26 protein-coding genes are annotated in these 21,527 nt (G+C 63.1%); 25 read left to right on the top strand and 1 reads right to left on the bottom strand.

From position 1 onward, the window contains the following. Positions 1 to 66 precede the first annotated feature (66 nt). The 4 genes from fusA (at position 67) to VUN84_13940 (ending at position 8,143) form a co-directional block, all read left to right on the top strand. Positions 67 to 2,181 (top strand): elongation factor G, encoded by a 2,115-nt coding sequence (gene fusA / locus VUN84_13955; protein XAS63392.1) that lies wholly within the window; start codon positions 67 to 69, stop codon positions 2,179 to 2,181. A gap of 241 nt (positions 2,182 to 2,422) precedes the next feature. Continuing rightward, positions 2,423 to 3,613 carry an elongation factor Tu gene (gene tuf / locus VUN84_13950; protein ID XAS63391.1) on the top strand — a complete coding sequence of 397 codons (1,191 nt, stop codon included), beginning with the start codon at positions 2,423 to 2,425 and terminating at the stop codon, positions 3,611 to 3,613. A gap of 204 nt (positions 3,614 to 3,817) precedes the next feature. Then, the gene (locus VUN84_13945; protein ID XAS63390.1) at positions 3,818 to 7,969 is read left to right on the top strand and encodes a hypothetical protein; all 4,152 of its coding nucleotides are present in this window, start codon (positions 3,818 to 3,820) and stop codon (positions 7,967 to 7,969) included. Positions 7,970 to 8,017: 48 nt separating this feature from the next. Further along, positions 8,018 to 8,143, top strand: a complete 126-nt coding sequence (locus tag VUN84_13940) for a hypothetical protein (protein XAS63389.1) — start codon at positions 8,018 to 8,020, stop codon at positions 8,141 to 8,143. 36 nt (positions 8,144 to 8,179) lie between these two features. Here VUN84_13940 and VUN84_13935 read toward each other — a convergent pair whose 3' ends face one another. After that, the gene (locus tag VUN84_13935) at positions 8,180 to 9,607 is read right to left on the bottom strand and encodes a GH1 family beta-glucosidase (GenBank protein XAS63388.1); all 1,428 of its coding nucleotides are present in this window, start codon (positions 9,605 to 9,607) and stop codon (positions 8,180 to 8,182) included. 416 nt (positions 9,608 to 10,023) lie between these two features. Here VUN84_13935 and rpsJ point away from each other — a divergent pair, with 416 nt between their 5' ends. From rpsJ to secY, 21 genes are all read left to right on the top strand, one after another. Beyond that, positions 10,024 to 10,332, top strand: coding sequence for a 30S ribosomal protein S10 (gene rpsJ, locus VUN84_13930; protein XAS63387.1), 309 nt, complete (start codon positions 10,024 to 10,026; stop codon positions 10,330 to 10,332). A gap of 17 nt (positions 10,333 to 10,349) precedes the next feature. After that, positions 10,350 to 11,000 carry a 50S ribosomal protein L3 gene (gene rplC / locus VUN84_13925; GenBank protein ID XAS63386.1) on the top strand — a complete coding sequence of 217 codons (651 nt, stop codon included), beginning with the start codon at positions 10,350 to 10,352 and terminating at the stop codon, positions 10,998 to 11,000. Between the two features lie 4 nt (positions 11,001 to 11,004). After that, complete coding sequence (gene rplD / locus VUN84_13920; GenBank protein ID XAS63385.1) at positions 11,005 to 11,628, top strand: 50S ribosomal protein L4; 624 nt, start codon at positions 11,005 to 11,007, stop codon at positions 11,626 to 11,628. Then, the gene (gene rplW / locus VUN84_13915) at positions 11,625 to 11,930 is read left to right on the top strand and encodes a 50S ribosomal protein L23 (GenBank protein XAS63384.1); all 306 of its coding nucleotides are present in this window, start codon (positions 11,625 to 11,627) and stop codon (positions 11,928 to 11,930) included. The genes rplD and rplW overlap by 4 nt, the downstream gene beginning before the upstream one ends. Positions 11,931 to 11,959: 29 nt before the next feature. After that, complete coding sequence (rplB, locus tag VUN84_13910; protein XAS63383.1) at positions 11,960 to 12,799, top strand: 50S ribosomal protein L2; 840 nt, start codon at positions 11,960 to 11,962, stop codon at positions 12,797 to 12,799. A gap of 12 nt (positions 12,800 to 12,811) precedes the next feature. Next, complete coding sequence (gene rpsS / locus VUN84_13905; GenBank protein XAS63382.1) at positions 12,812 to 13,093, top strand: 30S ribosomal protein S19; 282 nt, start codon at positions 12,812 to 12,814, stop codon at positions 13,091 to 13,093. A 38-nt stretch (positions 13,094 to 13,131) separates the two neighbouring features. Beyond that, positions 13,132 to 13,497 (top strand): 50S ribosomal protein L22, encoded by a 366-nt coding sequence (gene rplV, locus VUN84_13900; protein XAS63381.1) that lies wholly within the window; start codon positions 13,132 to 13,134, stop codon positions 13,495 to 13,497. Further along, positions 13,498 to 14,331, top strand: coding sequence for a 30S ribosomal protein S3 (gene rpsC, locus VUN84_13895; GenBank protein XAS63380.1), 834 nt, complete (start codon positions 13,498 to 13,500; stop codon positions 14,329 to 14,331). It begins immediately after the preceding gene. Next, on the top strand, positions 14,332 to 14,748 hold the full coding sequence (gene rplP / locus VUN84_13890; protein ID XAS63379.1) for a 50S ribosomal protein L16: 417 nt from the start codon (positions 14,332 to 14,334) through the stop codon (positions 14,746 to 14,748). It abuts the gene before it with no gap. A 2-nt stretch (positions 14,749 to 14,750) separates the two neighbouring features. Continuing rightward, entirely contained in the window at positions 14,751 to 15,080 is a 330-nt protein-coding gene (rpmC, locus tag VUN84_13885; protein XAS63378.1) for a 50S ribosomal protein L29, read from the top strand. Beyond that, positions 15,077 to 15,385, top strand: coding sequence for a 30S ribosomal protein S17 (rpsQ, locus tag VUN84_13880; protein XAS63377.1), 309 nt, complete (start codon positions 15,077 to 15,079; stop codon positions 15,383 to 15,385). The genes rpmC and rpsQ overlap by 4 nt, the downstream gene beginning before the upstream one ends. 486 nt (positions 15,386 to 15,871) lie before the next feature. Further along, positions 15,872 to 16,240 carry a 50S ribosomal protein L14 gene (gene rplN / locus VUN84_13875; GenBank protein XAS63376.1) on the top strand — a complete coding sequence of 123 codons (369 nt, stop codon included), beginning with the start codon at positions 15,872 to 15,874 and terminating at the stop codon, positions 16,238 to 16,240. Between the two features lie 3 nt (positions 16,241 to 16,243). Further along, entirely contained in the window at positions 16,244 to 16,603 is a 360-nt protein-coding gene (gene rplX / locus VUN84_13870; GenBank protein ID XAS63375.1) for a 50S ribosomal protein L24, read from the top strand. Further along, a complete protein-coding gene (gene rplE / locus VUN84_13865; GenBank protein XAS63374.1) occupies positions 16,603 to 17,184 on the top strand; it encodes a 50S ribosomal protein L5 in 582 nt (193 codons plus the stop codon). Before rplX ends, rplE begins: the two co-directional genes overlap by 1 nt. Positions 17,185 to 17,279: 95 nt before the next feature. After that, positions 17,280 to 17,678: a 30S ribosomal protein S8 gene (gene rpsH, locus VUN84_13860; protein ID XAS63373.1), complete on the top strand. Its 399-nt coding sequence runs from the start codon at positions 17,280 to 17,282 to the stop codon at positions 17,676 to 17,678. Between the two features lie 18 nt (positions 17,679 to 17,696). Beyond that, on the top strand, positions 17,697 to 18,233 hold the full coding sequence (rplF, locus tag VUN84_13855) for a 50S ribosomal protein L6 (GenBank protein XAS63372.1): 537 nt from the start codon (positions 17,697 to 17,699) through the stop codon (positions 18,231 to 18,233). Positions 18,234 to 18,235: 2 nt separating this feature from the next. Beyond that, on the top strand, positions 18,236 to 18,619 hold the full coding sequence (gene rplR, locus VUN84_13850; protein XAS63371.1) for a 50S ribosomal protein L18: 384 nt from the start codon (positions 18,236 to 18,238) through the stop codon (positions 18,617 to 18,619). Positions 18,620 to 18,645: 26 nt separating this feature from the next. Next, on the top strand, positions 18,646 to 19,326 hold the full coding sequence (gene rpsE, locus VUN84_13845; GenBank protein XAS63370.1) for a 30S ribosomal protein S5: 681 nt from the start codon (positions 18,646 to 18,648) through the stop codon (positions 19,324 to 19,326). 3 nt (positions 19,327 to 19,329) lie between these two features. Next, positions 19,330 to 19,536 (top strand): 50S ribosomal protein L30, encoded by a 207-nt coding sequence (rpmD, locus tag VUN84_13840; GenBank protein ID XAS63369.1) that lies wholly within the window; start codon positions 19,330 to 19,332, stop codon positions 19,534 to 19,536. Further along, on the top strand, positions 19,537 to 20,031 hold the full coding sequence (gene rplO / locus VUN84_13835) for a 50S ribosomal protein L15 (GenBank protein ID XAS63368.1): 495 nt from the start codon (positions 19,537 to 19,539) through the stop codon (positions 20,029 to 20,031). A 185-nt stretch (positions 20,032 to 20,216) separates the two neighbouring features. Next, positions 20,217 to 21,527: a preprotein translocase subunit SecY gene (secY, locus tag VUN84_13830; protein ID XAS63367.1), complete on the top strand. Its 1,311-nt coding sequence runs from the start codon at positions 20,217 to 20,219 to the stop codon at positions 21,525 to 21,527.

Below are 21,527 nucleotides of genomic sequence, written 5' to 3'. Positions count from 1 at the left end.
TTCCCGCACGCCGCCGGCTCAACCGAGCCGGCGGCGGACGTGCAGTCCATCCGAAAGGGAGACACCGTGGCACAGGACGTGCTTACCGACCTTAGCAAGGTCCGAAATATCGGCATCATGGCCCACATCGATGCCGGCAAGACCACTACTACCGAGCGCATCCTGTTCTACACGGGTGTGAACCACAAAATCGGCGAAACGCACGACGGCGCTTCGACGACCGACTGGATGGAACAGGAAAAGGAACGCGGCATCACCATCACGTCTGCCGCCGTGACCTGCTTCTGGGAAAACAACCAGATCAACATCATTGACACCCCCGGCCACGTGGACTTCACGGTTGAGGTTGAGCGCTCCTTGCGCGTCCTCGACGGCGCAGTTGCCGTGTTCGATGGCAAGGAAGGCGTGGAGCCGCAGTCTGAGACTGTCTGGCGCCAGGCTGACAAGTACAACGTCCCGCGCATCTGCTTCGTCAACAAGATGGACAAGCTCGGCGCTGACTTCTACTTCACCGTCGACACCATCATCAGCCGCCTCGGAGCCAAGCCCCTGGTCATGCAGCTGCCTATCGGCGCCGAGAACGACTTCGTCGGCGTCGTCGACCTCCTGTACATGCGTGCACTGGTCTGGCCCGGCGACTCCAAGGGTGACGTCACCATGGGTGCGAAGTACGAGATCCAGGAGATCCCGGCTGACCTCAAGGAAAAGGCCGAAGAGTACCGCGCAACGCTCGTTGAGACCGTCGCAGAGTCCTCCGAAGAGCTCATGGACAAGTATCTCGAGGGTGAAGAAATCACCGAAGACGAGCTCAAGGCCGGCATCCGCAAGATGACGATCAACTCCGAACTGTACCCGGTCTTCTGCGGCTCGGCCTTCAAGAACCGCGGCGTCCAGCCGATGCTTGATGCTGTTGTCGATTACCTGCCGAACCCGCTCGACGTCCCGCCGATGATCGGTCACGATCCCCGCGACGAAGAGAAGGAACTGACGCGCAAGCCGTCCTCGGAAGAGCCGTTCTCGGCTCTGGCGTTCAAGATCGCTACGCACCCGTTCTTCGGTCAGCTCACCTTCATCCGCGTGTACTCCGGTCACGTTGAAGCAGGCTCCCAGGTGGTCAACTCCACCAAGGGCAAGAAAGAGCGCATCGGCAAGCTGTTCCAGATGCACGCCAACAAGGAAATGCCGGTTGACGGCGCCACCGCTGGCCACATCTACGCAGCAATCGGGTTGAAGGACACCACCACGGGCGACACCCTGTGCGACTCCAGCAACCAGATCGTCCTGGAGTCCATGAGCTTCCCGGAGCCTGTGATCTCTGTTGCGATCGAGCCAAACACCAAGGGTGACCAGGAGAAGCTCTCCACCGCCATTCAGAAGCTCTCCGCTGAGGACCCGACCTTCCAGGTCTCCCTCAACGAAGACACCGGTCAGACCATCATCGCCGGCATGGGCGAGCTCCACCTGGACATCCTGGTGGACCGCATGCGCCGCGAATTCAAGGTCGAGGCCAACGTGGGCAAGCCCCAGGTTGCCTACCGCGAAACCATCAAGCGCGCGGTTGAGCGTCATGACTACACGCACAAGAAGCAGACCGGTGGTTCAGGCCAGTTCGCGAAGATCCAGATCGCGATCGAGCCGCTGGACACGTCCGATGGTGAGATGTACGAGTTCTCGAACAAGGTCACCGGTGGCCGTATTCCGCGTGAATACATCCCGTCGGTTGATGCCGGCATCCAGAGTGCGCTGAACGACGGCGTCCTGGCCGGTTACCCGGTGGTCGGCATTAAGGCGACGCTGATTGACGGCGCGTACCACGATGTCGACTCCTCGGAAATGGCGTTCAAGATCGCCGGCCGTATGGCTTTCAAGGAAGCTGCACGCAAGGCGAATCCTGTCCTGCTCGAACCGCTGATGGATGTCGAGGTCCGCACCCCTGAGGAATACATGGGTGAAGTTATCGGTGACCTCAACTCCCGCCGTGGCCAGATGCAGTCCATGGAAGATGCCCAGGGCGTCAAGGTCATCCGCGCGCACGTTCCGCTGTCCGGCATGTTCGGCTACATCGGCGACCTGCGCTCGAAGACCCAGGGCCGCGCTGTGTACTCCATGACGTTCCACAGCTACGCGGAGGTCCCGAAGGCATTTGCCGACGAGATCATCCAGAAGAACCGCGGCGAGTAGTCCCCAGGGCTTCCGCAGCAACAGACTCGGCGCTTTTCCGGTGACGGAAATCCGCCTGGTGCAGACGGCCGGCTCCGGTCCGCCGGGCCGGCTGCCTGCACCGACAGACTCGAGGGACTAGTATTAGTTCCTGAATCTGCAATTTCATCAATCCAAAGCCCCCCAAGTAGACTTACTGAGGTTTCGCCGCGACAAGCGCGGTCGAAGAGTAAGTCATTTGAAAACGTTCTAGGAGGAACCTGTGGCAAAGGCAAAGTTCGAGCGGACTAAGCCGCACGTCAACATCGGCACCATTGGTCACGTTGACCACGGTAAGACGACGCTGACGGCCGCGATTTCCAAGGTGCTGTACGACAAGTACCCGACTCTCAACGAGAAGCGTGACTTCGCGTCCATTGACTCTGCTCCCGAAGAGCGTCAGCGCGGCATCACCATCAACATCTCCCACGTTGAGTACCAGACCGAGAAGCGCCACTACGCACACGTAGACGCCCCCGGTCACGCTGACTACATCAAGAACATGATCACCGGTGCTGCTCAGATGGACGGCGCGATCCTCGTGGTTGCCGCTACTGACGGTCCGATGGCTCAGACCCGTGAGCACGTTCTGCTCGCCCGCCAGGTTGGTGTTCCCTACCTGCTGGTGGCCCTGAACAAGGCTGACATGGTCGATGACGAGGAACTCCTCGACCTCGTTGAAATGGAAGTTCGTGAGCTCCTGAGCTCACAGGGCTTCGATGGCGACGAAGCACCGGTTGTCCGCGTTTCTGGCCTGAAGGCACTCGAAGGCGACCCGGAGTGGGTCAAGTCCGTTGAGGACCTGATGGCTGCCGTCGACGAGTCCGTTCCGGACCCGGTTCGTGACCGCGACAAGCCGTTCCTGATGCCGATCGAAGATGTCTTCACGATCACCGGCCGTGGCACCGTTGTTACGGGCCGCGCCGAGCGTGGAACTCTCGCCATCAACTCCGAGGTCGAGATCGTCGGCATCCGCCCGGTCCAGAAGACCACGGTGACCGGTATCGAGATGTTCCACAAGCAGCTCGACGAAGCATGGGCCGGCGAGAACTGTGGCCTGCTGCTTCGCGGTCTGAAGCGTGACGATGTTGAGCGCGGCCAGGTTGTCGTCAAGCCGGGTTCCATTACCCCGCACACCGACTTCGAGGCTAACGTCTACATCCTCTCAAAGGACGAAGGCGGACGTCACAACCCGTTCTACTCCAACTACCGCCCGCAGTTCTACTTCCGCACCACGGACGTAACCGGCGTTATCACCCTGCCGGAAGGCACGGAAATGGTTATGCCCGGCGACAACACTGAGATGACCGTTGCGCTCATCCAGCCGATCGCCATGGAAGACGGCCTCGGCTTTGCTATCCGCGAAGGCGGCCGCACCGTTGGTTCAGGACGCGTCACCAAGATCATCAAGTAGTTCTTGCTGATCAGAGTTTGCTGCTGACCGGAACGGCCGTCTGACGGTCGCCGGAACGCAAGGAACAGCCCCGCTGCACTCGCAGCGGGGCTGTTCTTTTTGGTGCCGGGACCACGGAGCCCCTGCCCGGTGCTATATTTTATCTAGTCATTGGAGATACTAAGGCTGGGCGGGTACGGACAGCCGGAACTACGAAGGACCACTATGTCGACCGCTGTCTCTCTCCTGCTGGTGCTTTTGTTGCTGGCGGGAGCGCTCCTGTTGGGCAGGCGCTGGGGGGAGGAGCGGGAAAAGACCCGGTCCGGAGCAGCTACCAGCAGCTCCTTCGCCGCCGGCTACCGCGCCGGCCACGTCCAGGGGTGGGCCGACAGCCGTGCGGCAGAAACTCCCGGAGCGCCGGCTCCCGTATCCGCGCCGGCTCCCGTATCCGCGCCGGCTCCCGTATCCGCGGCGGCTCCCGTCCCGCCACGCCGGCAACCGCCCGTCGACCGGCCGGTTCCAGCCCTCCGGCCCGGAGTGCCCCCGTTCCCACAGTCGCGCCCGGTCTCCCGGGAACAGCGTCCACCGCTGCCGGCGCCCCGGCGTCCGTTGGTGCCTCCGCTTCTGCCCGCTAAGGACCACGCCGCGGACCGGGCCGCCCGCAAGGAGAAGCGGGATCGGCAGAACATCAATATCACCCTCTACGTCGCGAGCCTGCTGCTGGTGGCTGCCGGCGCCCTTTTCATCGGTGCCGCGCTTCCAGCAGCACTCCGATTCGCCGGCGTCGCGGTCATCACCGCTCTCTTTTATGCCGCCGGCCTCATCCTGCACGCGCAGGCTCCCCGGCTCCGTCCCGCCGCCGTCGCCTTCGCGGGCACCGGCCTCGCGCTGATCCCGCTGGCCGGCCTGGCCATGTTCAACCTCACCTTGCACAACGGACCAGCGGCCTGGCTGATCAGCTCGGTGGTCGGCACAGCGGCATATGTCAGCGCCGCAGTCCGGATGGACAGCAAGGTCCTCGCGTACCTGTCCCTGACGTTCGTGGTTTCTACGACCTGGTCCGGAATCGCCGTCCTGGGCGGTGCGCTCGTTTGGTACTTCGTGGTGCTGATCGCCGTCGCGCTGCTGCTGACGCTGCTGGCGCTGACCCGTCCGGGATGGGTTCCATCGGTGTATCTGAAACCGCTCAAGGACCTGCACCCCTTCGTGGTCCAGGCGGTTGCCGCGGCGGGAACGTTCCTGCCCGCACTTCTGAGCAGCGGTGAATATGCGTTCGTCATGTTGCTGTCCGGAGCGTATTTCGCCTTGATCGCCGCACTGCCGCAAAGCCGTTTCCGCGTCGCCCACTACTACGGGGCACGGGTCAGCCTCACCGTGGCGGCGGCCGCCGCTGCCTGGGCGGCGACGGGCGGGGTGCAGTGGATGATCCTGGCCGCTGTGCTGCTGGCGGCGTTCCAGGCAGTGCTGGTGGCTTCCGGACGGGATGTGGTTGCCCCTGCGCTGCTGGGACCGGCCGGCCGCCGGCGCACGGATGCCCTCGGCACGTTCGGGCTGCAATTGCTGTTAACCCTGGTGTGGGGTGCAGCGGCCTGGTTCGAAGCCGCAGCCGGCGCCCCCGCCGGTGCCGGCGTTCCGCTCTGGGTGCCGCCGCTGCTGGCTCTGCTGACCGGCATGGTCCTGGCTGTCCGGCTGAGCGGAGTGGCGGAATGGGGGCCGCCGGCCGCCCTCGTCGTCTCCGCGGCCGGTATGGACACGGCGGGCGGCTGGGCCCCGGCCGGGTTTCTGATCTCAGCCGCGGTGTTCTGGACCGTCAGATCGCGGCCGGCGGCCCAACCCTTGCGTCTGCACTTCGTTCTCGCGGCCCGCATTGCCGTGTCGCTTGCTTTTCCGGCAGTCGCCGCGGCGGTCACCAGTGCGTCCCCCGCGGCGCTGCCGGTAGTGTCCGCCTTCCTGCTCGGGCTCCTGGCGCAGCAGCTGACCACGGCCGTCCTCGTCCGGACGGGCGTGGCCGCGCCGGGTCCCAACATCACGCTGGCAGCGTTTACGCTCGCGGCTGTCCCCACTCTCGCAGCGGTGGCCCTCACCGATACGACGCAGGGGAGGGCGTACACCGGCGCAGCCATCGTGCTTCAGCTCCTCGTCGGCCTCGGCATCGGCCTGGCACTGCCGGGTGCAGCGGCTCGTTCGCCGTGGCGGCCCGGCGTTCCAGAGCTGCTGCCCGTCGGGATGGCGGCAGTGCTTTCCGGCATGGCATTCACCGGTGTCTCAGTCACGGCCGGCAACATCAGTCTGGCCCTGACGCTCCTCTATCTGATCATGACGGCGCTGCGGCGCGGATCGCTGCGCCAGCGCTGGTGCTACTGGTGGCTGGCGCGGGGGGTCGGCACGCTCCTGGTCCTGACGGGATACCACCAGCTCCGGCGGGCTACGGGCCCGGTGTTGGTCGGCGGCGAGGAACTCGCCAGCGCCGCCGTCGCCGTGGTGGTTCTTGGCTTGCAGCTGACGTTCCCGCTGCTTGCAGCTGCCCGGGGCCGGGCCCCGCGCGGCGTGCTCGCTGACACCGCCGTCGTGCTGGTGCTGCAGGGCGCAGGCCTTGCTGTCCTGAGGTCCGCCCGGCCGCACGACGTGGGGTCCTGGCAGGTGACCGGCGTTGTCGTCCTTATCGCCCTCAGTGCTGCGGCAGCCGGGTTCGTGTTGCGCACCCGGCCGCCGGCTGCGGTCTTCGCCCCCGCGGCGCTGGCGGGGCTGTTGCTGGCGCGGACCGGTTCTGCGCTCGACGTCGAGCTTGTTTTGGGTGTCTTTTCAGTATTCAGCGCCATGATGGTGGTGGCCGCCGCCCAGCGCACGGCCAAGGGGAGTTACTTCGCTGCCGCCCGGGTACTGACTCTGGCTTTGGCGCTAGTGCTCAGCTACGACGCGGCCGCTTCCGTCACGGCCGTGTCCCTGGTAGGCGGGCTGGCCCTCGCAGCCCAGCATGGGATCCGTTGGTTCATGCGGTCCCTGCTGCAGGCGGTGCCCTTCCAGCAGGCTGCGGTATGGATTACGCTCGCTGGCCAGGCGGTGCTTCCCGCGGGGTACCTGGTGGCAGCACCGGACGACGGCGGCCGCTGGGTGGTCCTGCTGCTGGTGGTTCTCCTGCTGGTTTCCGCAGCTGTGGCAAGCCGCGTGTTTCTGGCGCGGGGAGCGGCCTACCTTATGGTCTACGCGGCCGTGTTCGGCACGGTGGCGCTGGGGCCCGGCCTGCAGTTTGCCGCCGGAGCATCCGCCGGCGGCGTCCTGGACCGGCCCTTGTTGGATTACGACGGGGTGGTGGAGGTACTGCTCGTGCTGGCCGCGGCTGCGGCCGGGGCTGGTGCGCTGCTGCGCCGGAAGCGGCGGGATGACGTTGAGCGCTGGCTTTGGCTTGTTGGCGCCGGCGGGTTCGCCGGAGCCGGCCTGGCGCTGGCGCAGGGTGCCTCCGGCTGGTTGGTCGCGGCCGCGGTCCTGGCCTGCGCCGCGGTCCTGTTCACAGCCTCCCACGTTGAACGGTGGTCCGTCTGCTACCCGCCGGCCGTTGCTGCCGTGCTGGTCGGCGCCACGCTGGCAGCCGCGGAATTCACCGGGCAGGTATCGGGCGTGTGGAGCAGCTACCTGCCGTGGCTGGCAGGGTGCGCCCCGGCCGGGGCAGGGCTGTACGCGGTGCGCTGGTTGCGCCGGTGGCCGCTGGCCGCGGATCCTCTCCAACGCTGGGCCCTGGCCTCCGGCGGGTTTTTGGGCCTGGCCCTCACGGCAGCCGCCGGGCTGAGGTGGGACGCGACCGCCTGGACCGGTGCCGTCCTGGCGGCCCTCGCGGCCCTGGTGTGCTGCATTGAAGCCCCCGTCGGGGGCCGCCGGGTAGCCGCGGAGCTGGGCGCCTTGGCCACAACCGCGGCCGTGCAGCGCGCAGTGCTGTTCAGCGGACCCGATGCAAGCCCCGGCTGGCCCGGCTGGTTCTGGGTCCTGCAGTGGTACGTGGTCCTTGCCGCGGTGCTTGGTGCGCTGCGCCTCGCCGCCGGGAACCGCCCGGTTGCCCGGGCGGAGTGGGCCGCCGGTGCCGGCCTGCTCTCGTTGTCCGGACTGGGCATTATTTTTGGCGGGGACCCCTCGCAACAACTGTGGGTGCTGGCGGTCCTGGCCGTCCTGCTCGTGGCGGGGCTGACCGCCGGCGAGCGGTTGTTTGTCTGGTGGGGGGCGGCGGGGGTGGCGCTGTGCATTCTGTGGGCGCTGCGCCAGTACACGTTCGCTTTGCTGGCTCTCGTGGCCGTGGCGTTGATCGGAATCGCGGTCTGGCGGCTGAACCGCAGCAAACCGGCCGTGGCCGAGCCGGCACCGCAGCCGGAACCGGCGGACCACGGATAGCGTCGATCAGACGCTGATATTCTTATTTCCCTACGAAGGGAACACACCATGGGCTGGATCATTTTTCTCATACTGGCGGCCGCCGTCATCGCCGGTGTCTTCTGGGCGAAGAATCATTTCCGCGCTGAAATTGAGCGGGCCAAGCGCATCAACCGGGCCAACGGCGACAAGTAGGGGCCCGCGGGATAGCGGCCGCCGGACGCCCGTGGGCTACGTTTTGCGGGCCCTGCTGAGCGCCTGGTACCAGTAATACGAATCCTTCGGCGTGCGTTCCTGCGTGTCGAAGTCCACGTGGACCAGCCCGAAACGCTGAGAATAGCCGGCCGCCCATTCGAAGTTGTCCATCAGGGTCCAGACGTAATAGCCGAGCAACTCCACGTCCTCGGCAATGCCGCCGGGCGCCGTAGCGTCCAGGGCATGCCCCAGGTGGGATGCGATGTAGCTGATCCGGTCCGTATCCGCGAGGGGTCCGGAAACGTGGTCCGGTTCGGGAAAGCTGGCCCCGCTTTCGGTGATGTAAAGCGGGGGCAATGACGCCCCGTACCTGTCTTTCAGCTCCCTGAGCAACAGACCGAGATGGTCCGGCGCCACCGGCCAGCCGAATCCGGTGGTGGGATACTCCGGGAACTCCACCAGATGGAACGGCATCTTCAACATGGCGTCCGCGGTGCCTGCCGGGCTCTCGCCGCGCCCGCGCCCTGTCGCCACCTTTACGGGGTAGTAATAGTTCAATCCGTAGAAATCGAGGGGCTGGTGGATAGTGCGGAGGTCTGCGTCGGAAATTCTTCCCAGTGACCGGAACCAGGGCTTGGCGAGCAACGGGACCTTCGGATAGCGGCCCAGGAGGATCGGATCCGCGTAGACCCGGTTCAGTACCAGGTCGAAGATGTCGGCCAGCATCCGGTCGGTCACTGACCGGCCCGCAGGCCGCACCGGTGAATGCAGGTTGGTGACGCCTACCGCGCCCGTAACCCCCTCGGCACGCAGTGCCTGCACCGCCAGGCCATGTCCCAGGAGTTGGTGGTGGACCGCCGGAAGGGCGTCGAAGAGCAGGTCGTGGCCCGGGGCGTGGACGCCCAGGGCGTAACCGTTGAGGGTGACAGATACTGGCTCGTTGAGCGTCACCCACTGGGCCACGCGGTCCCCGAAGCGCCGGCCGGCTGCCGCACTGTACTCTGCGAACCGTTCGGCGGTGGTGCGGTTCAGCCATCCTCCGCGGTGTTCCAGGGGCAGCGGGGTGTCCCAGTGATACAGGGTGGCCATCGGCGAAATGCCGGCCTCGAGCAATTGGTCGATGAGCCGGTCGTAGAAGTCGAGACCTTCGCTGTTGAACGCTCCCGTGCCCTCCGGCTGGATCCGCGGCCAGGAGATGGAGAAGCGGTAGGAGTCGATGCCGAGCGTGCGCATCAACTCCACGTCCTCCGGGGCGCGGTTGTAGTGGTCGCAGGCTACGGCGGGGGAGTGGCCGTCCTGGATACTGCCGGGTTTCTGGACGAACGCGTCCCAGCCGGAAGGGCCGCGGCCGCCAGAAGCAAGGGATCCCTCGATCTGGAAGGCCGCCGAGGCCACCCCCAGTTGGAAACCCGGGCTCAGGCGCGCGGCGAGGGCCTGGACTGCGACGGAATCCTGGACAGTCATCCCCCTATCATCCCTACGGTGCCGGGCTAAGGCAATGACACGGCATCCGCCCCGGTTCCACCCCCGCCGTGCGCGGCGTCGATTCGCTTATGCCCGGTAAATCCGGCATACTAGATGAGTTGTTCAAGCGCTCCTTCGCGTCCCGATCCGGATAATGCCGGGTGTCAGGGTCCAAGTGGGAGACCAAACATAACCCACACCCCATGGAACTGCGGATGAGTACGCGTGAAAAGCGCGACACGCCCGACCGCGGGGGTCGGTTACGCCGGCAGGTTGAGGAACCCGGATTCTTCCGGATTCAGCTTGTGCGGCGGGTGGTAGTTACGACTTTGATTGCTTCGGCAGCCACATGCAACAGGCAAGTGAACAGAGCAGCCCTAACCGGAGCAGCACTAACTGAAAGAGAGTCAGGCGACATGGCGGGACAAAAAATCCGCATCCGGCTGAAGTCATATGACCACGAGGTCATTGACGTTTCAGCCCGGAAGATCGTTGAGACGGTCACGCGCGCAGGCGCCACGGTAGTTGGCCCTGTGCCGCTGCCGACGGAGAAGAACATCTACTGCGTCATCCGCTCTCCGCACAAGTACAAGGACAGCCGCGAGCACTTTGAAATGCGCACGCACAAGCGTCTTATCGACATCATCGATCCCACGCCCAAGGCTGTTGATTCGCTCATGCGTCTCGACCTGCCGGCCGACGTGAACATCGAAATCAAGCTGTAGGGAGGTGCTGAGAGACTATGACCGCAACCCGTAACGTAAAGGGCCTGCTGGGCACGAAGCTCGGCATGACCCAGGTCTGGGACGAGAACAACAAGCTCATCCCCGTCACTGTGGTCCAGGCTGACTCAAACGTCATCACGCAGCTGCGCAATGCAGACACTGATGGCTATGTCGCCGTTCAGATCGGCTACGGCCAGATCGATCCCCGCAAGGTCACCAAGCCGCTGGCTGGTCACTTTGACAAGGCAGGCGTCACGCCTCGCCGCCACGTCGTGGAACTGCGCACCGCAGATGCTGACTCTTACGAGCTGGGCCAGGAGCTCTCTGTAGAGCTCTTCGAAGCCGGCCAGAAGATCGACGTCGTTGGCACCACCAAGGGTAAGGGCTTCGCCGGTGTTATGAAGCGTCACGGCTTCCACGGCGTTGGAGCTTCCCACGGTGCACACAAGAACCACCGTAAGCCCGGTTCCATCGGTGGCGCATCCACCCCGAGCCGCGTCTTCAAGGGCATGAAAATGGCCGGCCGCATGGGCGCCGTTCGTCACACCACGCTGAACCTCACGGTCCACGCGGTTGACGTCGAGAAGTCGCTGCTCCTGATCAAGGGTGCCGTTCCCGGCGCCCGCGGCCAGGTCGTACTCGTACGCACCGCCGTGAAGGGAGCCTAGTTCAATGACTAGCACTGTCAAGGTTGACCTGCCCGCAGAGATCTTCGACGTACAGACCAACGTGCCGCTGTTGCACCAGGTCGTCGTTGCCCAGCTCGCTGCTGCTCGCCAGGGTACCCACAAGACCAAGACCCGCGCCGAGGTTTCCGGTGCAGGTCGCAAGCCGTTCAAGCAGAAGGGCACCGGCCGCGCCCGTCAGGGTTCAATCCGTGCTCCTCACATGACCGGTGGTGGCGTTGTCCACGGCCCCACGCCGCGTGACTACAGCCAGCGCACCCCCAAGAAGATGATTGCTGCTGCACTGCGCGGCGCTCTCTCGGACCGCGCCCGTAACGGCCGCATCCACGTCGTTGCTGAACTGGTTCCCGGCACCAAGCCGTCCTCCAGCGCTGCACAGGCAACTCTGCGAGGTGTCTCCGAGCGCAAGAACCTGCTCGTTGTCATCGAGCGCGCCAACGATGTTGCCGCACTCTCCGTGCGCAACCTCACGGATGTTCACGTTCTGTACGCAGACCAGCTGAATACCTACGACGTTCTCGTTTCCGATGACGTTGTCTTCACCAAGGCTGCTTATGAAGCATTCGTTGCTTCCAAGGCAGTGGCAAAGAACGAGGAGGATGCCAAGTGAGTGCAGCCACCCTAAAGGACCCGCGCGACGTCGTGCTTGCACCCGTCGTTTCGGAAAAGAGCTACGGCTTGATCGATGAGGGTAAGTACACCTTCCTGGTGGACCCCCGCTCGAACAAGACCGAGATCAAGCTGGCCGTGGAGAAAATCTTCAAGGTCAAGGTCGATTCGATCAACACCATCAACCGTGCCGGTAAGCGCAAGCGGACCAAATTCGGATGGGGTACCCGCAAGAACACCAAGCGTGCAATTGTGAGCCTCAAAGAAGGCACAATCGACATCTTCGGCGGTCCGCTCTCGTAGCGGAGACCACTTTAACGAGGAAATAAATTATGGGAATCCGTAAATACAAGCCGACTACCCCGGGCCGTCGCGGCTCGAGCGTAGCGGACTTCACTGAAATCACGCGGTCGACGCCGGAAAAGTCGTTGGTACGTCCCCTCCCGAAAAAGGGCGGCCGTAACAACACCGGTAAGATCACGACCCGTCACAAGGGTGGTGGCCACAAGCGCCAGTACCGTCTGATCGACTTCCGTCGCCACGACAAAGACGGCGTCAACGCCCGCGTTGCCGAAATCGAGTACGATCCGAACCGCACGGCTCGCATCGCTCTCCTCCACTACGTTGATGGCACCAAGCGTTACATCATCGCCCCGAACAAGCTGTCCCAGGGTGACACCGTAGAGGCAGGTGCCGAGGCTGACATCAAGCCCGGCAACAACCTTCCGCTGCGTAACATCCCGGTCGGTACCGTAATCCACGCAGTTGAACTGCGTCCGGGTGGCGGCGCCAAGATGGGCCGCTCCGCCGGCGCATCGATCCAGCTCGTGGCAAAGGAAGGCCGCTTCGCCCAGCTGCGGCTGCCTTCCGGCGAAATCCGCAACGTTGACGTGCGCTGCCGCGCAACCGTCGGCGAGGTCGGCAACGCCGAGCAGTCGAACATCAACTGGGGTAAGGCCGGCCGTATGCGCTGGAAGGGCGTTCGCCCGACCGTCCGCGGTGTCGCCATGAACCCGGTTGACCACCCCCACGGTGGTGGCGAGGGTAAGACGTCCGGTGGACGTCACCCCGTCAACCCGAACGGTAAGCGCGAAGGCCGCACCCGCCGTCCCAACAAAGAGAGCGACAAGCTTATTGTTCGTCGCCGTCGTACTGGCAAGAACAAGCGATAGGAGCCTGGACACATGCCACGCAGCCTGAAAAAAGGTCCTTTCGTTGACCAGCACCTCTTTGTAAAGGTAGCCAGGGAAAACGAAAAGGGCACCAAGAACGTCATCAAGACCTGGTCCCGCCGTTCGATGATCGTCCCCGACATGCTCGGCCACACGATCGCCGTACACGACGGACGCAAGCACATTCCGGTGTTTGTCACTGAGTCGATGGTCGGGCACAAGCTCGGCGAATTCGCTCCCACGCGGACATTCCGCGGCCATGTCAAGGACGACCGTAAGGGCAAGCGCCGCTAGGCGCCTGCACTTACGTCAAAGACGAGAGAAGGAAAGCAATGGAAGCCAAGGCAATTGCGCGTCACATCCGCGTAACGCCTATGAAGGCCCGGCGCGTCGTCAACCTTGTTCGTGGTAAGCAAGCGAATGAGGCTCTGGCAATTCTGAAGTTTGCCCCGCAGGCAGCTTCAGAGCCGGTATTCAAGGTAGTTCAGTCGGCAATCTCCAACGCCCGGGTCCTCGCGGACCGCGACGGCGTGGCGTTTGACGAAGGTGACCTCATCATCAGCGAAGCGTTTGTTGATGAAGGCCCGACCATGAAGCGGTTCCAGCCGCGAGCCCAGGGTCGTGCATTTCAAATCAAGAAGCGCACGAGCCACATCACCGTGGTAGTCGCTACCCCGGAGAAAGAGGAGGCTCGCTAAGTGGGACAGAAAGTTAACCCGCACGGGTTCCGACTCGGCATCACCACCGATCACGTATCGCACTGGTTTGCTGACAGCACGAAGGCCGGCCAGCGGTACAAGGACTTCGTTCGCGAAGACATCCGCATCCGCCAGCTCATGTCCACGGGCATGGAGCGCGCCGGTATCGCCAAGGTTGAAATCGAGCGCACCCGCGACCGTGTCCGAGTGGATATCCACACCGCACGTCCGGGCATCGTCATCGGCCGCCGCGGCGCAGAAGCAGACCGCATCCGCGGCGAGCTCGAAAAGCTCACGGGCAAGCAGGTTCAGCTGAACATCCTCGAGGTCAAGAACCCCGAGATGGAAGCTCAGCTTGTTGCCCAGGGTGTTGCTGAGCAGCTGACTTCCCGCGTGGCTTTCCGCCGCGCGATGAAGAAGGCCATGCAGTCCGCACAGCGTGCAGGTGCCAAGGGCATCCGCATCGCTTGCTCGGGTCGACTGGGCGGCGCAGAAATGTCCCGCTCGGAGTTCTACCGCGAAGGCCGTGTGCCCCTGCACACCCTCCGTGCGAACATCGACTACGGCTTCTACGAAGCCAAGACCACCTTCGGCCGCATCGGCGTGAAGGTCTGGATCTACAAGGGTGACGTCACCGCCAAGGAACTGGCTCAGCAGGCAGCTGCTGCTCCGTCCCGCGGCCGTGGTGCCAGCGACCGCCCGGGCCGCCCGGGTGGCGCTGACCGTGGTGACCGCCGTCGTCGTAACGACCGCCCGGCCGAGGCTGCACCTGTTGCTGCTGAAGCTCCGGCAACTGAGGCAGCACCTGCTGCTGCAGAAGGAGGACAGGCTTAAATGCTTATCCCACGTCGAGTCAAGCACCGTAAGCAGCACCACCCGGGTCGTTCCGGCGCTGCTACGGGCGGCACCAAGGTCTCCTTCGGTGAGTGGGGTATCCAGGCTCTGAGCCCGGCATACGTCACCAACCGTCAGATCGAGTCTGCCCGTATCGCGATGACCCGCCACATCAAGCGTGGCGGCAAGGTCTGGATCAACATCTACCCGGACCGTCCGCTGACGAAGAAGCCGGCCGAAACCCGCATGGGTTCCGGTAAGGGTTCTCCGGAATGGTGGGTTTCAAACGTCAAGCCGGGCCGGGTTCTCTTCGAGATCTCCGGTGTCGAGGAATCTGTCGCTCGCGAGGCACTGCGCCTGGCGATCCACAAGCTCCCGTTGAAAGCACGCATTCTGCGTCGCGAAGGTGGTGAATAGAAATGTCAGTAGGATCCAAGGAACTTGCATCCGCACAGCTGGACGGTTTCGACAACGAGCGACTCGTTGAGGAACTCCGTAAGGCCAAGGAAGAGCTGTTCAACCTGCGTTTCCAGTCCGCCACCGGCCAGCTGGAGAACCACGGCCGGCTGCGCGCGGTAAAGAAGGACATCGCCCGCATCTACACCGTTCTGCGTGAGCGCGAGCTGGGCATTCGTGCCGAGGTTGCCGCACCGGTTGTGGAAGCCAAGGAAGAGAAGAAGTCCAAGAAGGCTGCAACCAAGAAGGCCGACAAGGCTGAAAAGGTTGAGACCGAGGAGGATGCCAAGTGAGTGAAAAGGACGAGAACGTGACGGAAACTGTTTCCGCTGCAGCCAAGGCTGACGAGCGCGGTTACCGTAAGACGAAGCGCGGCTATGTCGTCTCGGACAAGATGGAAAAGACCATCACTGTCCAGGTCGAGGACCGCGTAAAGCACGCCCTCTACGGCAAGGTGCTTCGCCGCAACACGAAGATCAAGGCTCACGACGAAGAGAACAGCGCCGGCATCGGCGACCTCGTTCTCCTCGCCGAGACCCGCCCGCTCTCCGCCACCAAGCGGTGGCGTCTGGTGGAGATCCTCGAGAAGGCCAAGTAACATCTGCAGCCCCGCTGCCACGAAACCCCCGTTCCCTTTGGGAACGGGGGTTTTCCTGTGCTTGCGCGGGCCGGTCTCGAAGGGCACGTCGCGCCCGGCAACTTTCGGGCGGGCGGACGACGCCGGCGGGCCGGGTTTGCGGGGGAGCGCGGCGGCCGGCGGGACGAAAGCTTGCCGTGCAGAACGCCGTCGTCTGCGGTGCTGGCCGATTCTGACTGGCGGCCGATACATGGTAAGATTTGAGTTTGTATGGCGCCCTCTGTGCGCCGTCATTAACCTCGTAAACAAGCGTGCCACGGCATAGTGCCCCCTTGCGCCCCGATCCGTCGGAATCCGTCTGGGAAGCAAATGTTTTTGGCACGGGCGTTTAGGCCTGGTCTGGCAAAATCCAGGCAGGTCAAGAGACACCCCGATCAACCGTTCCGCAAGGCTCATTCCGTAGGAAGACTTTCGGTCTGAGAACCCGCGCGACGCAAGGAGTAAATAGTGATTCAGCAGGAGTCGCGACTCAAGGTCGCCGACAACACGGGTGCTAAGGAAATCCTTACCATTCGCGTTCTCGGTGGATCTGGCCGTCGCTACGCAGGCATTGGCGACGTAATCGTCGCTACCGTCAAGGACGCAATTCCGGGCGGCAACGTAAAGAAGGGCGACGTCGTCAAGGCTGTCATCGTCCGTACCAAGAAGGAACGCCGCCGTGCGGATGGTTCCTACATCAAGTTTGACGAGAACGCAGCTGTGATCCTGAAAGCTGACGGTGACCCCCGCGGTACCCGCATCTTCGGACCGGTTGGTCGTGAACTTCGCGATAAGAAGTTCATGAAGATCGTTTCTCTGGCTCCGGAGGTGCTTTAGTCCATGGCGAAAATCAAAAAGGGCGACCTGGTTCAGGTCATCACTGGCGCCAAGGCTGAGCGCGGCGGCGACAAGGGCAAGCAGGGCAAGGTTCTGCGCGTCTTTCCCGAGACCAACCGCGTGCTGGTCGAAGGCATCAACCGCGTAACCAAGCACACCAAGGTCGGTCAGTCGCAGCGCGGCACCAAGACCGGTGGCATTGAAGTCGTCGAGGCTTCGGTCCACATCTCCAACGTGGCTCTGGTTGACCCCTCCACCAAGAAGCCCACCCGCGTCGGTTTCCGCACCGAGACCGTTGAGCGCGATGGCGTGAAGCGCGAAGTGCGTGTCCGCGTGGCCAAGAGCTCAGGGAAGGACATCTAATGACTGAGACTCTCGAGACTCCGGCAAGCAAGATCGTTCCTCGTCTGAAGACCAAGTACGCGGATTCCATCAAGAGCACGCTCGTTGAGGAATTCAAGTACGAGAACGTCAACCAGGTTCCCCGCCTGGTGAAGGTCGTTGTGAACATGGGTGTTGGAGATGCCGCCAAGGACTCCAAGCTGATCGACGGCGCTGTCCGCGATCTGACCCTGATCACCGGCCAGAAGCCGCAGGTAACCAAGGCCCGCAAGTCGATCGCACAGTTCAAGCTGCGCGAAGGCATGCCGATCGGTGCACACGCAACTCTGCGTGGGGACCGCATGTGGGAATTCCTGGACCGTCTGGTCACGCTGGCTCTGCCGCGTATCCGTGACTTCCGGGGCCTCAGCGGCAAGCAGTTCGACGGCAACGGCAACTACACCTTCGGTCTGACCGAGCAGGTTATGTTCCACGAGATCGACCAGGATTCCATCGACCGCGTCCGCGGCATGGACATCACCGTCGTGACCACTGCCAAGACCGACGACGAAGGCCGCGCGCTGCTCAAGGCGCTTGGCTTCCCGTTCAAGACCGAAGATTAATCTAGCTACGTAAAAGGTCCGCCCGCGCCGGTACCGAACTTTGTTCGGAGACCCTGCACGGCGGAAACCGTTATGAGGAAGGGCACGAGCCCACCATGACAATGACAGATCCCGTCGCAGACATGCTCACGCGTCTGCGCAATGCAAACTCGGCATACCACGAATCAGTGTCTATGCCGTACAGCAAGCTCAAGGCACGCGTTGCCGACATCCTGAAGGCTGAAGGTTACATTGCCTCCTGGAAAGAAGAAGACGCTGAGGTTGGCAAGAAGCTGACCCTCGAGCTCAAGTTCGGTCCGAACCGCGAGCGTTCAATCGCTGGCGTTCGTCGTATTTCCAAGCCGGGACTGCGCGTTTACGCAAAGTCCACCAACCTGCCGCACGTGCTCGGTGGCCTGGGTGTCGCAATCCTGTCCACCTCTTCCGGCCTCTTGACTGACAAGCAGGCCGGCAAGAAGGGCGTGGGCGGCGAAGTCCTCGCTTACGTCTGGTAACGGGAAAGGAAGAGAATAATGTCACGTATTGGACGTCTCCCCATCACCGTTCCTGCCGGCGTTGAGGTCAAGGTTGACGGCTCTGTCGTCAGCGTCAAGGGTTCCAAAGGCGAGCTGAGCCACACTGTGCCCAGCCCGATCGAGGTTTCCCTGGAAGATGGCACCCTGACTGTCGCCCGCCCGAACGACGAGCGCGCCTCACGTTCGCTGCACGGCCTGACCCGCACCCTGATCGCCAACATGATCCAGGGTGTCACCGCAGGCTACGAGAAGAAGCTTGAAATTGTCGGTACCGGTTACCGCGTTCAGGCACGGGGTACTGACCTGGAGTTCGCTCTGGGCTACAGCCACCCGGTTAACATCACGGCACCGAACGGCATCACCTTTGCAGTAGAGACCCCGACCAAGCTCTCTGTTTCAGGCATCTCCAAGCAGCAGGTCGGCGAGGTTGCTGCCAACATTCGCAAGCTGCGGAAGCCGGACCCCTACAAGGGCAAGGGCATCCGTTACGCAGGCGAAGTCATCCGCCGCAAGGTCGGAAAGGCTGGTAAGTAACCATGGCGATCGCAATTAACAAGAAGCGTACGAACAAGAGCAAGTCTGCCCAGCGCAGCCGCCGCCAGCTTCGTATCCGCAAGCGCATCTCCGGAACGGCTGTACGTCCTCGTCTGGTCGTCAACCGCTCCGCACGCCACGTATTCGTCCAGGTTGTCGATGACAGCAAGGGCCTGACCGTAGCGAGCGCCTCCACTCTGGAAGCCGACCTTCGTGCATTCGACGGTGACAAGACTGCCAAGGCCAAGCGCGTTGGCGAGCTCGTCGCCGAGCGTGCCAAGGCTGCCGGTATCGAAGCAGTTGTCTTCGACCGCGGTGGTAACAAGTACCACGGCCGGATCGCCGCCGTCGCTGACGGCGCACGTGAAGGTGGGCTGTCACTGTGACCGAAAATAACGAAAAGGACAACCAGGTGACTGAAGCTGTAGCTGCTCCGGCAACTGAGACCGCTGCGCCTGCTACCACTGACAGTGCCCGTGGTGGCGCTCGTCGTGGCGAGCGTGGCGACCGCGGCCAGGGCCGTGGCGACCGTGGTGGCCGTGGTGGCCGCGATGGTGGCCGCGAAGCCGAAAAGAGCCAGTTCGTAGAGCGCGTCGTAACCATCAACCGTGTTTCCAAGGTCGTCAAGGGTGGTCGTCGCTTCAGCTTCACCGCCCTCGTCGTCGTCGGTGACGGCAACGGCATGGTCGGCGTTGGCTACGGCAAGGCTAAGGAAGTTCCTGCCGCCATCGCGAAGGGCGTCGAGGAAGCCAAAAAGTCCTTCTTCCGCGTTCCCCGCATTGGCAGCACCATCCCGCACCGCGTACAGGGTGAGGCCGCCGCAGGCGTCGTCATGCTGCGTCCGGCTTCCGCCGGTACCGGTGTTATCGCCGGTGGTCCGGTCCGCGCAGTACTGGAGTGCGTGGGCATCCACGACATCCTCTCCAAGTCGCTCGGATCTTCCAACGCCATCAACATCGTGCACGCGACTGTTGACGCGCTGAAGCGCCTCGAAGAGCCGGCAGCAGTGGCAGCACGCCGCGGCCTCCCGCTCGACGAGATCGCTCCGCCGGCAATGGTGAAGGCGCTTTTGAACCAGAAGGCAGGTGTCTGAGTCATGGCTAAGAACGTGCTCATCTCCGACGCCCAGTTGGAGATCACTCAGATCAAGTCCGCCATTGGCGGCAAGCAGAACCAGCGCGACACCCTGCGGTCCCTCGGCCTGAAGCGGATCGGGCACACCGTTGTCCGCACCGCCGACGCCGTGACCGTTGGAATGCTCAACACGGTTCCGCACCTGGTAAAGGTAGAGGAGGCGAAGTAAATGGCAGAGAAGAAAACCGCCGAAAAGGCACAGGGCGCCGCTGCTGAGAAGCAGAACGCACTGAAGGTTCACCACCTGCGTCCCGCCCCGGGTGCCAAAACCGCCAAGACCCGTGTTGGTCGTGGTGAAGGTTCCAAGGGTAAGACTGCCGGTCGCGGTACCAAGGGTACGAAGGCCCGCTACCAGATCAAGGCTGGCTTTGCCGGCGGCCAGCTGCCGCTGCACATGCGCCTGCCGAAGCTGCGCGGCTTCAAGAACCCGTTCCGGGTTGAGTTCCAGGTTGTAAACCTGGACAAGCTCAATGAGCTGTTCCCGGAAGGTGGCGCTGTCACCGTGGAGAACCTGGTCGAGAAGGGTGCCGTTCGCAAGAACCAGCCCGTCAAGGTGCTGGGCACCGGCGACATCACCGTCAAGGTTGACGTCACGGTCCACGCATTCTCGGCCAGCGCCGCAGAGAAGATTGCTGCAGCAGGCGGAACCACCACTGCCCTCTAACGGGGCGGCGGGGCAGTTGCCCGTTGCGTAAACTCCCGGCACCCGGGGCTCCGGCCCCGGGTACCGGGAGTTTTTCTGTTTTCCGGGCCCGGCGATTGTTCGCAGGGCGCGTCCACCCGTTAGACTCGGTTGTTGGGTTTATTTGACCTATCTCACACAACTTTACTTATTACTCAGGAGGACGCTTGCTTAGCGCATTTGGCCGGGCCTTTCGCACGCCTGATCTGCGACGCAAGTTGTTGTTCACGCTGGGAATCATCACAATCTTCCGCTTGGGTGCGTTCATCCCCTCGCCTGGTGTGAGCTACCAGAATGTCCAGCAATGCTTGCAGAACGGTCAGACCTCGGGCGGTATTTACCAGCTCGTCAACCTGTTCAGCGGCGGTGCACTGCTTCAGGTGTCCGTCTTCGCCCTGGGCATCATGCCGTACATCACGGCCAGCATCATCGTCCAGCTGCTCCGGGTGGTCATTCCCCGGTTCCAGATGCTCTACGAGGAAGGTGCCTCGGGCCAGTCGAAGCTGACGCAGTACACGCGGTATCTCACTATCGCCCTGGGCCTGTTGAACGCCACGACGCTGGTGTCCCTGGCCCGCTCCGGCCAGTTGCTGCCGAACTGCCAGCTCCCGATCATCCCTGATACATCCATCATCACGACCATCCTGATTATCATCACGCTGACGGCAGGAACCGGCCTCATCATGTGGATGGGCGAGCTCGTGACCGAGAAGGGCGTGGGCAACGGCATGTCGCTGCTCATCTTCACCTCGATCGTTTCCAGCTTCCCCGGCTCGCTCGGTGCCATCTGGACCTCCAAGGGCCCCGGCACGTTCTTCCTGGTCCTGGTGATCGGCCTGCTGACCGTGGCCGCAGTGGTCTTCGTGGAACAATCCCAGCGCCGCATCCCGGTGCAGTACGCCAAGCGCATGATTGGCCGGCGCACCGTGGGCGGCACCAGCACGTACATCCCCATCAAGGTGAACATGGCCGGCGTCGTACCCGTCATCTTCGCGTCCTCGATGCTGTACCTGCCGGGTCTGATCTCGCAGTTCAACCAGCCTAAGCCCGGCGAGCCTGTCGCGCCCTGGGTGGAGTGGATCAACAACAACCTGGTCCGGGGCGACCACCCGATCTACATGCTGCTCTACTTCGTCATGATTGTGTTCTTCACGTACTTCTATGTTGCGATCACTTTCAACCCTGAAGAAGTATCTGAGAACATGAAGAAGTACGGCGGCTTCATTCCGGGTATCCGTGCCGGCAAGCCGACCGCAGACTACCTGCAGTACGTGCTGTCAAGGATCACGCTTCCCGGCGCCATTTACCTGGCGTTTGTGGCACTGATCCCGCTGGTCGCCCTGGTCCTGATCAACGCCAACCAGAACTTCCCGTTTGGTGGCACCTCGATCCTGATCATGGTGGGCGTAGGTTTGGAGACCGTCAAGCAGATTGATGCGCAGCTACAGCAGCGTCACTACGAAGGGCTTTTGCGATGA

The sequence above is a fragment of the Micrococcaceae bacterium Sec5.8 genome (assembly GCA_039636775.1).
Taxonomy (GTDB): Bacteria; Actinomycetota; Actinomycetes; order Actinomycetales; family Micrococcaceae; genus Arthrobacter.
Note: the sequence above shows the minus strand (reverse complement) of the source record. Positions and strands in the feature narration are given on the sequence as shown.